This is a genomic window from Bacillus hominis (assembly GCF_018332515.1).
GTDB lineage: Bacteria > Bacillota > Bacilli > Bacillales > Bacillaceae_G > Bacillus_A > Bacillus_A hominis.
The window spans coordinates 1-10732 of the sequence record NZ_BOQD01000236.1; the positions used below are offsets into that span (position 1 = coordinate 1).

The following is a 10732-nucleotide window of genomic DNA, read 5'->3' on the forward strand; positions in this document are numbered from 1 at the left end:
CTTATATCAATAATTTTGTTAAATTTTAAACTGACTTGTATACAAATCAAAGTAGAATCCTTTCTTTTCCATTAGGAATTCATGATTTCCCCTCTCTAAAACACTACCATCTTTTATTACAAGTATTTGATCTGCTTTTTCAATCGTTTTGAGTCGGTGTGCAATTACAAAGCTCGTTCGCCCTCTCATTAAATTATTTAATCCGGCTTGAATTTGTAATTCTGTTCTCGTATCAATATTAGATGTGGCTTCGTCGAGAATTAATATATCTGCATCTGCTAAAATCGCTCGTGCAATCGCAAGGAGTTGCTTTTGTCCTTGACTTAAATTCGATCCTTCTGAAGCGATTTCTGTTTCATATTGATTCGGTAGATGCTTAATAAAAGAGTGTGCTGATGCAGCTTTTGCTGCTGCAACTACTTCTTCATCACTTGCATCTAAACGTCCATACCGAATATTATCCATAACCGTTCCTGCAAATAAATACGTATCCTGCAAGACAACTCCTACTTTACTTCGTAAGGAATTAATATCATAATCCTTTATATCTTTTCCATCAATGTTAATTTGTCCTTTTGGAATGTCATAAAAGCGAGTTAGCAAATTAATGATTGTCGTTTTTCCTGATCCAGTTGGACCGACTAAAGCGATTGTCTCCCCAGGATTCGCCTCGAGACTCACATCTTTTAAAATCGTTTTATTTTCCACGTATCCAAATGAAACTTTCTCAAGCGATACATTTCCTTGCAATTTTTGAACAACTAATGCATCTTTTTTGTTTTGAATTTCTGGTACTTCATCCATAATTTCAAAGACACGTTCTCCCCCAGCAACTGCCGCTTGAATCGTATTCATTAAAGTTGCAAATTGACTAAGTGGTCTTGAAAATTGTCGAGAATAATTAATAAAAGCTGCAATGACACCTACTGTTGTCATTCCGTTTAATACCATTACCGATCCAGTTCCAATTACAAGCCCCATTCCTAAGTTATTAATAAAGTTCATACTTGGAAAAATAAATGCTGAAAACGTTTCAGCTTTCGTTGCTGAAATTCTTAGCTGTTCGTTAATTTCATTAAAGTTATGTACAGTTTCTTTTTCTTTTCCGTATAACGTAGTTACATCTGCACCTGTAATAGCTTCCTCGATAAATCCATTTAATTTCCCTAAATCTTTTTGACGCTTCGCAAAGTTTTTGCCACTATAAGCAACTAGTTTTTTTGTAACGAAAAACATAATAGGTACTGTAATTAAAGTGACAATTGCTAAAATCCAATCTAATGAAAACATCGCAATTGTTACACCTATAAACGTTAACGCTGATGAAATAATTTGTACAACACTTTGTGTCAAAGCTTGATTTAAGTTATCAATATCATTTGTCACACGGCTCATTAAATCACCTTGAGAACGTACATCAAAGAATCGTAGAGAAAGTGTTTGTATTTTTTCGAAAATATCTTGTCTTATTTTTTGTATAGTCTTTAATGCAACATTAATCATTACAAATGTTTGTAACCAAGTTAACAATACGGTTATCCCATATATCACAATAAGTAACATGCACATTCTCGCTGTCCCGCTTAAATCCTTCGGTACAATGTATTCATCAATGATGACACCCATATAATATGGCCCAAGTAAACCGAGTAATGTCGTGATAAATACAAGAATAATAACGAACATAAGAGATACTTTTTGATACCCCATATAGTTCCATACTCGCATTATAGTTCCTTTAGTATTCTTTGCTTCTCCCTTTTTCGGATTGTTACGTCCACCTTTATTTCCAAATTGTCCTTGAAAATTACGCACGCTCTTCCCCTCCTTCTTGCTGCAGGTTACCACCTTGGGAAAGATAAATTTCCTGATACACTTCACAAGTTGCCAATAAAGCCTCATGCGTACCATTTCCAACTAATTCACCGTTATTCAAAACGAGGATTTTATCAGCATCTATAATAGAAGATATTTTTGATGCGATTAAAAATGTCGTTGTGCCACTATATCTCGACCTTAATGCTTCTTGTATTACAGCTTCTGACTTCGCATCAACTGCCGATGTAGAATCGTCTAATACAAGAATAGATGGCTTTCTCACTAGGGCTCTTGCAATAGATATACGTTGTTTTTGACCGCCAGATAGATTAGTTGCACCTTGTGTTAAGTTATATTGATAAGAGTCGTCCAGCTTATTGATAAACTCAGTCGCACAAGCAGATGAAGATGCTAATTCCAATTCATCATAAGTGGCATCTTCTTTGCCATAACGTAAATTCTCTTCTATACTGCCTGAAAAAAGAAGTGCCTTTTGTGGAACGAAGCCAATTGAAGCACGAAGTTTTTGCAAATCGTATGCTTTCACATTAACATCATCTATACATATTTCACCTTGATCAACATCGTAAAGTCGTGGCAATAGTTTCGCCAATGTAGATTTACCACTTCCGGTAGATCCAATAATCCCTATTTTTTCACCTTTACGTACGGTAAATGAAATATCTTTTAAAACATATTCATTATTTTTCGTATAACTATAGCTAACATTTTTAAACTCTACATTACCATCCACTTGCTTTGGTTCATATACGTCACCTTCAGTTATAATATCAACTTCAGTATGTAAGACTTGTTGTACACGATCAGCTGATGGAAAAGCACGGGCAATTTGAATAAATACCATACTAATAGACATAAGTGACATTAAAATGATATTTAAATAGTTAATAAAAGCTAAAATGGCCCCTACTTGGAGTGTACCATTAAAAACTTTTTCGCCACCAATCCATAAAGTTGCTACAATCCCACCATTTACAACTAGCATAATAATTGGCATCATCAATGAAATAATTTGTATAGCACGAATATTTATTTCAGTTAAACTCGTATTAACTTTCTCAAACTGTGAGATTTCATATTTTTGTCTTACATATGCTTTTATAACTCGTACACCGGATAAATTTTCTTGTAGCTTTGTGTTTACTTTATCTAATGCTTCTTGTACTCGTTTAAATGAACCGCTCGCTTGACCTGCAATCAATACAATTGCAACTAATAAAACGGGTACCACAACAAGTAAAATTGGAAATAGGTCTCTCGCTGTTACAAAGACTATAATGATACTTCCAATAAATAATAACGGTCCACGGACAAGTACACGTAACGTCATCGTCATCGCCGATTGAATAGATGTAATATCATTTGTCACGATTGTTAATAATTTACCTGTTCCAAATGAATCACGATTTTTGCTAGAAAATGTTTCTATTTTCGCAAACACATCTTTTCGTATGTCTGTAGCGAAATTAATAGCAGCTTTTGTAGAATACATCATACAACCAAGTCCTCCAACTAAACCGATTGCTGCTGCTCCTATCATAAGAAGCCCCATTTTTATTACATAATTCAAATCCCGATTTGCAATTCCAACATCAATAATATGTTGCATTATTGTCGGTTGAATTAAGTCCATCGCAACCTCAAGTACCATAAATAGCGGTCCAATAATAGCGAAGAACATGTATGGTTTTAAATACTGTAATAACTCACGGAATGATTTCATACATAATCTCCTTTTTTTATGAAATTATCACTCTAAAATTCAAATCCCTCCTTATTTAACTGATCTTTCCTTACTACTTTTAGTATATTATGTAAATTAATATTTAACATTATTAAATGATAAGTTTTAAATCATTTTTAGTCAATAAAATGGAGCTTTAATCTACCAGGCATTTTCACTGCCAGTTGATGTGAATAATCTTTAACTTAATAAAAACCGCATTCTCATTTAGTAAGAATGCGGTTTTCCCATCTATATTTGTTCAATTGTAAAATCGAAAACTTCGGTCTCGAATCCATTATTTTCAGAAGGACTACACGTATAAAAACCAATTTTAACAGGCTCATTACCTATGTCCTCCATCAAAAAGCATTTAAATTAATATTTAAAACTCAGTTAATACTGGGAATTTATAACCTTTAAAATCTAATTCTTTATTACTTCGAACCATTAAATACTTACTAGTCTGTAATTCTGCATATTGTACATCATCAATTCCTAATTGATCTGGGTAGAAATAAAATTCAATCTCCGTAAATTCCCCAGAGATTTCCTCACACAATTCATCTAAAATCGGAATTACCGGCGCAAATACTCCAAATAATTTTAGTTTTTGTTTTTCTACTGTAAAAACAATCAGCGCATCTAATTTCTCTGAATAATAAAGGTTTTCATTCCATGTTGAATCATACATATTTAAATAAAACGAAGAGCGGTAATTTAACGTTGAAAATTTATTAGAAAGCCTTTGGCCATTTTCAATAATCTCATGCATTAATTGTCTATCCTCTTCATTATAAAAATCTAATTTTTTAAGTTGAGAATCTTTATCACTCTTATTTTCGTATGATACTGTCATCAAATATTCTTGCACAATTTGAAAACCAAATGGTTTATATAGTTCCGGATTTTCAGTAAACAAGACCGCACACTCGCATTGCTCATCAATTTCCTCTATCATCTTACTAAACAATTGTTTCATTAATCCTCGTCTACGATAATTCGGATGTGTCATTACTGATTGAATACCCGCTGCATTTATTTTTTCACCATTAATTAAAAGCGGAAGTGAAAATGCCGCAACATTTGCAATCGCCTTATCATCTTGTAAAAATGATAATGCTTTATATGTATAATCCCAATACCCTTTCTCTGAAAAATCCTGCAATGTTTGGCTCGTAATCCCAAATACTTCTTCAAATAAAGGAAATAACTGTTCTCTTCTCGGTTCTTCTAATAGAAAGTTTGCCATTTTTTCAACATTCCCCATGTTGTCCCTCCATACGTCGATTCCATTATTTTAGATATACTTATATGACCTGCTCTTAAAAAATAGGCCTTTCAAATCAATATAGTATCATAAAACTTTTAAAAATGGTTTAATTTATTTTATGTTTTGATTACCAAATAACAAGTCGAATAAACTAATATTAAGATTTTAGAATGTAAATATGTTTATTATATAATAAATGGTGCTTCCTACTTATCTTTGATAATAGAAATACACCTTTTTCTGCAAATATAATTCACCTATTCTTTCGTTCCTTCAAGTCGCTCCTTCGTACTAATTTCTTCTCCCTTTACTCGCTTTTCAAACGTCTTTCTCCAACTAGTAGACAGTGTATTTACTTCTAAAATCCTTTTTAATCCTTCAGAGTTTTGTTTTTCTTTATGCATTATGCGATTCCACGAACATCACCAATCACTTCGTAATTTAATTGCATTTGATGTAATGGAATCTTTAATTCAAATGGTCGCACAAGGTATGGGAATTACAGTGTTACCAAAACCTTATATAGAATTTTTGCAAAGTGAGCACATACAAGCTATTCAAATTGAAGTTAGTAAAATACTCATTAAGTAAAAAATAGGAAACCATTATAATTAACGGTTTCCCAAATATCCTTCTATATTCAATATTTATATAAATTTATACTAAATAATCCCCTTTTCCACCAATGTCTCTGCGATTTGAACTGAGTTCCAAGCTGCACCTTTTAATAAATTATCAGAAACGATCCAAAGATGGAATCCTTTTGGTGTATCAGGATCTTTACGTATTCTACCTACAAATGTATCTCTTTTACCCTCTGCACATAATGGCGTTGGATAAATTTGTTCACTAGGATTATCTTGTAAAATAACACCTGGTGCATCCCGTAGTACGTCTTTAATTTCTGCAACGGTCACTTCTTTTTCAAGTTCAATATAAACCGATTCAGAATGCCCCGATACAACTGGAACTCTGACACAAGTAGCTGCCATTTTCAGATTTGGATCTTCTAAAATTTTCTTCGTCTCTTGAATCATCTTTACTTCTTCGAATGTGAAATCATTTTCTGTAAATATATCCACTTGCGGCAATACATTAAATGCAATTGGATAATGTTTTTTATCTTTTTTTGCAGGCAATATAGTACTCTTCACTTCATCACCTGCAAGCATTGACTTAGCCTGTTCTTTTAATTCATGAATCGCATGAATTCCTGAGCCTGATACGGCTTGATACGTTGAAACAATAATTCGTTCTAAACCAAATGATTGTCGAATTGGCTGAAGAGCTGTTACCATCTGTAGTGCTGAGCAATTTGGAACTGCAATGATCCCTTTATGTTCCCTTAAAGTATGTGGATTTACTTCTGGAACAACGAGTGGTACATCATGTGCCATTCGGTATTCACTTGTGTTGTCGATTACGATCGCACCGCTAGATACCGCGTGATTTACATATTGTCTAGAAACTTCTCCTCCAGCACTAAAAAATGCAATATCTATCCCTTCAAAACTAGTTGTTTTTGCCTCTTGTATAATAATCTCTCGCCCTTTAAATTGTACTGTCTTTCCAGCAGATCGTTTTGACGAAAGTAATGTAACTTCTTCTATATTAAACTTCTTTTCTCGCTCTAACAATTCAATGATTTTTTGTCCTACTGCACCTGTAGCTCCAACAACAGCTACATGATAGCTCTTTTCGCTCATTTTTTCTCCTCCAATATCCTTTGAATGAATTTCTCCACAACTTAATTTTAAAAGAAATTTAATCATTTGAAAAATTGAAATACATGATATAATCGATCACAAATCATGATAATAAAAGAGGTATCATTTATGGAGATGAGACATGTTAAAACATTTTGTGCCATTGTTAAGCATGATGGTTTTTCGAAAGCTGCTCATGCATTAGGTTATGCGCAATCTACTGTTACAGCGCATATTAAAGCATTAGAAAACGATTTAAACATTCCTCTTTTCGATCGTTTAGGCAAAAAAGTACTTCTTACAAAAGCAGGTCATCAATTTCATCCTTACGCATTAGAATTACTTGCTATTTATGATAAAGCGCAAGAAATCCCTCAAAACAGTGACCATTTAGAAGGAACATTAACTATTACATCTAATGAATCATTGGCAGTGTATCGGTTACCACAATTATTACGTACTTACAAACAGGAAAATCCGAAAGTGAATATCGTACTTGAGACAAATACAAATGAACAAGCATTGAAAAAACTACATGAAGGGGAAACCGATGTTATTTTCATAATTGGAGAAAGTATAGAGCATAATGATTTTATTACATGCAATTTATGTAATGAAACATTTGGATGGATTTTCCCTGCTCATTTCCCTTCAAACACTGATCCACTCCTTTTATTACAAGATACTCAATTTATATTTACAGAACAAAGCTGTGGCTATAGACCAATGGTAGATCGTTTTTTACGTCAAAGCGGAAGAAATCCTAATAAAACATTTGAGACTTCCAATGTTGAAGTCATTAAACAATCCGTTATGTGTGAATTAGGAATTTCTATTCTCCCTTACATCGTTGTACAAGAAAGTTGTCAAAAAGAGCAACTCTGTTTTCAGCCCATCGAAACCCCGGTAGTCATTCAAAGCTATGTAATCTATCATAAATCTAGATGGATCCCCCCGGTATTACAATCGTTTCTTTCACTATTTGAGAAATTAGAAAAGTAAAAGAGTAATAACAAAAATGAGTAACTGCTCTAAAAAGCAATTACTCATTTTTGTTAAAACATTTGCGTTCATCACAACAAAAGTGTTTCAAAATCAATATGTATATTATTTATTAGCCTGTCCCCCACCTGCAATTAATTTACTACCTGAATATGTACCTTTTTGTATAAACACTTGATTAATTAATTCCTTTTGTTCCGCTTGTGACATTACTCCTTTTCCTTCTCCTAAATTCCCACTTTGTAATTTCCAAATTTTATTGTGATCCGTATCAACCTTTTCATATTTTCCTTGTTTCCATCGTTCTAAAATATCCACATATGTACTTTTTTGTGCAACATCATTACTGTTTATAATTTCAAGTAAACTTTCAATACGTTCTTGTGTTATAAAAATATAGCCCCATTTTTGATCTGCTTTCGTTTTTTGATGTGCCATTTCATGTAATGCTGTCTGTATGTTCTCATCTGTCCATTTAAAATTTTTATTAAAACCGCTATTCGGTAATGAATGATTGCCATTTTCTAAAAGCTTTGCATCTTCCGCTTTTACATTAATATCAGCTAACACTTCTATTGCAGGAGCTGCTGGTGTTGTCTTTTTCGCAGCTGGTTTACTATTATTTAAATAATACAGCATACCATACGTTACACCTACCCCGATTACCGCCATACCAGCTATAATTCCTATTATTTTAAATAATGTTTTCATCTCGCCTGTTTCCTCCCACATAGCCCTTTTCATAATTTCTATCTATTAAAAACAGATGTAGCTTCTCTTTTTTCGCAACTTACTGCAATTCATTTTTTCATACTAATTAACATAAATATAACTATTACTTTCCAGAAATGTAGCAACGCCATCTTCATCGTTACTTTTCGCAATAAATTTAGCAACTGATTTTAATTCCTCAACAGCATTGCTCATCGCTACACCAATCCCACACTTCTCTATCATTTCCATATCATTGTAGTCATCTCCAAATGCAATTACTTCGGATACGTCTCGATTTAAGTGCTGTAGAACATGCTGAATACTATTCCATTTTGAAACATCTGTATGCATAATTTGACACAATGTTCCGTTATCTGTAATGACTGCCTTACACTCATCAGGCAATTCCTTAGTGAACTCCTTATTTATTGGACCATTAGTACAAACAATTAATTTAGAGGCTTTTTCAAAGTTTAACTTTCTTATATCCATGACTTCACACGGCACATCACCAAAATAATCAGTAACATCAAAATTTGAGTACAGCTTATCATTTATTTCAAGACAAATCTGATGAAGATTATATTTTTTTGCTATTTCTATGATTTCTAAAATATTATTTTTAGAAATCTTCATTTCATATAAAATATCATTTCCTTTAAGGACTAGAGCTCCGTTATAACAAATAATAATCTCATTCTTTAACACATTGGGAATATACTGATCTATAGCTCTTGGAGGCCTTGCCGTAGCAAAAATCAATTCGTCTCCATTATTTTTACATTCCCTCAAAATATTAATAGATTTCTCTGAAATTGTTTTATCACTTCTTAATAAAGTCCCATCAAGATCTGAAATAATAATCTTTTTCATGCTTATATTTATTCCTCCTTCACAAGTTATAACTCGAAACATCGATTATTTGTTGAAGCAATCGAGCTTTTACGGGTAGTTGACCTCCGCCTATTTTTTCACAGCTGAATTTCGAGTCTAATTTCCCGCAAATAGCGGGATTCATTTTCGTTTATTACATATTTTCTATTCCCTGAATCACATATGCATTTCCTTATATTGTATTTCTTTTCTTCGTAAATTGAAAGATTATTCCGTCAAAAAGCACAGTCTTTTTCAAATGCTAACTCCACTCTAAGCATTGCGTTTTAAATTTTCAAAAATATATGCTGGCCTAATACTTAAAGGAGCTGTATAAATATAAGTTTATTGTATGGTGGTTTAACATCTTCAAACTTTGATGAAACTATCTACACTTTTAAAATGTATTCATTCTCTCGCTATGAATAATTCTGTTTATAGTATCGATGTTTGTGATGAACGGCCAGTTTATCCTTCTCAACTCTTTCTTCCGAAATATACAAATGCTATTAAGAAAAATGAAAAAGCAAACTTACACATATTAAAAATAATATATAATACGAACTCACACATTCAATATGTATAAAAAACAACGAGTACCTTATAAGGCACTCGTTGTTTTTTTTATGCACGATTCTCTTTTAACCACTTCGTAATACTATCTAGCCTCGAGACATCAAAACGTCTTTCTTCACAAACGTTCAAGCCCTTTACACTTTTCACAATTTCTAATTCATTCGACTTTACACTTTTCGCTTCAATCAAATTACAGTAACCATCTGTGACGGTATTGAGATTTTCATAATACCGCTGAAATGCTTTAGATATATGTAAATGTTTTTCAAAGTTTCTTCTGCTTTTCGTCTCATCAAATTCTTTCCGTTTTCTAAGTTCTTCATCATTCGTGTACAAATAAAAATATTGATCTGGAAAACCAATTTCCCTATTTATTAACTTTTCTTTATAAAAATTTTCTATTAAAGATAATGGTTGATTAAATATATCAAAATGAAAACACCAATTATAACTAAGTGGCTGATAAATATCACCATCAAGTATTACTATTTCATATTGCTGTGATTTCTGCACTGCCATATTCCAGCGCTCCACTTGCTTTTCAAAATACCATGTTCTATGTTCATTTCTAGGTCTTTCAAATAAAACGTTAACTTCTGGAATAATAAATGCACCGTAATTTCTTTCTAATTCTCGACATGTTGTACTCTTACCAACTGCGCTCGCTCCCTCAAACGCTATAATCCCCATATTTTCTCCCTCTTTCATTAGCTAATATCTCGTTGTTTCGACTTTCGCCCCCACAACTGTTTCCATAAAACGATTGAAGCAATTGAAAGCATTATTGTTGTAAGGATACTACCTTCAATACCAAATGTGCCTCCATGAAGCACTTCTGATCCAGTTGTTACAGGCTTAAATAGTGGCGTTGAATATATCGTCATACCACTAACTGCAAAACCGTAGATGTTATATTGAGCCCAATTCCAAATAGAATGCCACGCGCATATCCCCCAAAGACTACTGTCTTTTAATACGTAAAAAGCTGCAAATACACCAACTAATATTATATTTGATATTGAAAGA

At 32.8% G+C, this 10732-nt stretch carries 8 protein-coding genes and 5 pseudogenes; 3 read left to right on the forward strand and 10 right to left on the reverse strand.

The genetic code is table 11. The annotated features are described in order from the left end of the window. Positions 1–18: 18 nt before the first annotated feature. From KI356_RS20440 to KI356_RS20460, 5 genes and pseudogenes are all read right to left on the reverse strand, one after another. Entirely contained in the window at positions 19–1815 is a 1797-nt protein-coding gene (locus tag KI356_RS20440) for an ABC transporter ATP-binding protein (RefSeq protein WP_212936288.1), read from the reverse strand. Beyond that, positions 1808–3562 carry an ABC transporter ATP-binding protein gene (locus tag KI356_RS20445; RefSeq protein WP_128280032.1) on the reverse strand — a complete coding sequence of 585 codons (1755 nt, stop codon included), beginning with the start codon at positions 3560–3562 and terminating at the stop codon, positions 1808–1810. Before KI356_RS20445 ends, KI356_RS20440 begins: the two co-directional genes overlap by 8 nt. A 252-nt stretch (positions 3563–3814) precedes the next feature. Next, a pseudogene (locus KI356_RS20450) lies at positions 3815–3928 on the reverse strand (DUF1349 domain-containing protein); the annotation flags it as partial. A 19-nt stretch (positions 3929–3947) separates the two neighbouring features. Continuing rightward, positions 3948–4832 carry a GNAT family N-acetyltransferase gene (locus KI356_RS20455; protein WP_212936289.1) on the reverse strand — a complete coding sequence of 295 codons (885 nt, stop codon included), beginning with the start codon at positions 4830–4832 and terminating at the stop codon, positions 3948–3950. Positions 4833–5092: 260 nt separating this feature from the next. Continuing rightward, positions 5093–5248: pseudogene (locus KI356_RS20460) on the reverse strand (3-alpha domain-containing protein); the annotation flags it as partial. On the opposite strand from KI356_RS20460, the pseudogene KI356_RS20465 reads away from it, so the two are divergent. After that, positions 5238–5402 (forward strand): annotated as a pseudogene (locus KI356_RS20465) (LysR substrate-binding domain-containing protein); the annotation flags it as partial. The pseudogenes KI356_RS20460 and KI356_RS20465 sit on opposite strands and share 11 nt — an antisense overlap. Before the next feature lie 95 nt (positions 5403–5497). Here KI356_RS20465 and KI356_RS20470 read toward each other — a convergent pair. After that, entirely contained in the window at positions 5498–6541 is a 1044-nt protein-coding gene (locus tag KI356_RS20470; RefSeq protein ID WP_212936290.1) for an aspartate-semialdehyde dehydrogenase, read from the reverse strand. A gap of 129 nt (positions 6542–6670) precedes the next feature. Between KI356_RS20470 and KI356_RS20475 the strand changes: the two genes are divergently transcribed. Further along, positions 6671–7543 (forward strand): LysR family transcriptional regulator, encoded by an 873-nt coding sequence (locus KI356_RS20475; protein ID WP_212936291.1) that lies wholly within the window; start codon positions 6671–6673, stop codon positions 7541–7543. 105 nt (positions 7544–7648) lie between these two features. Here the strand turns inward: KI356_RS20475 and KI356_RS20480 are convergent, their stop codons facing one another. After that, positions 7649–8254, reverse strand: a complete 606-nt coding sequence (locus KI356_RS20480; protein WP_212936292.1) for a PRK06770 family protein — start codon at positions 8252–8254, stop codon at positions 7649–7651. A 102-nt stretch (positions 8255–8356) separates the two neighbouring features. After that, the gene (locus KI356_RS20485) at positions 8357–9130 is read right to left on the reverse strand and encodes an HAD family hydrolase (RefSeq protein ID WP_128280027.1); all 774 of its coding nucleotides are present in this window, start codon (positions 9128–9130) and stop codon (positions 8357–8359) included. A 379-nt stretch (positions 9131–9509) separates the two neighbouring features. Here KI356_RS20485 and KI356_RS20490 point away from each other — a divergent pair. Continuing rightward, positions 9510–9716, forward strand: a pseudogene (locus KI356_RS20490) (arginase family protein); the annotation flags it as partial. Between the two features lie 38 nt (positions 9717–9754). Here KI356_RS20490 and KI356_RS20495 read toward each other — a convergent pair. Further along, positions 9755–10414 carry a DEAD/DEAH box helicase family protein gene (locus KI356_RS20495; RefSeq protein ID WP_212936293.1) on the reverse strand — a complete coding sequence of 220 codons (660 nt, stop codon included), beginning with the start codon at positions 10412–10414 and terminating at the stop codon, positions 9755–9757. After that, positions 10414–10732: pseudogene (locus tag KI356_RS20500) on the reverse strand (CPBP family intramembrane glutamic endopeptidase); the annotation flags it as partial. The pseudogene KI356_RS20500 and the gene KI356_RS20495, both read right to left, overlap by 1 nt.

Excerpts from the sequence above, each read along its gene's own strand:
- KI356_RS20480 (WP_212936292.1), bottom strand. The coding sequence starts at position 8,254 with ATGAAAACATTATTTAAAATAATAGGAATTATAGCTGGTATGGCGGTA.
- KI356_RS20445 (WP_128280032.1), bottom strand. The coding sequence starts at position 3,562 with ATGAAATCATTCCGTGAGTTATTACAGTATTTAAAACCATACATGTTC.
- KI356_RS20470 (WP_212936290.1), bottom strand. The coding sequence starts at position 6,541 with ATGAGCGAAAAGAGCTATCATGTAGCTGTTGTTGGAGCTACAGGTGCA.
- KI356_RS20495 (WP_212936293.1), bottom strand. The coding sequence starts at position 10,414 with ATGAAAGAGGGAGAAAATATGGGGATTATAGCGTTTGAGGGAGCGAGC.
- KI356_RS20455 (WP_212936289.1), bottom strand. The coding sequence starts at position 4,832 with ATGGGGAATGTTGAAAAAATGGCAAACTTTCTATTAGAAGAACCGAGA.
- KI356_RS20485 (WP_128280027.1), bottom strand. The coding sequence starts at position 9,130 with ATGAAAAAGATTATTATTTCAGATCTTGATGGGACTTTATTAAGAAGT.
- KI356_RS20475 (WP_212936291.1), top strand. The coding sequence starts at position 6,671 with ATGGAGATGAGACATGTTAAAACATTTTGTGCCATTGTTAAGCATGAT.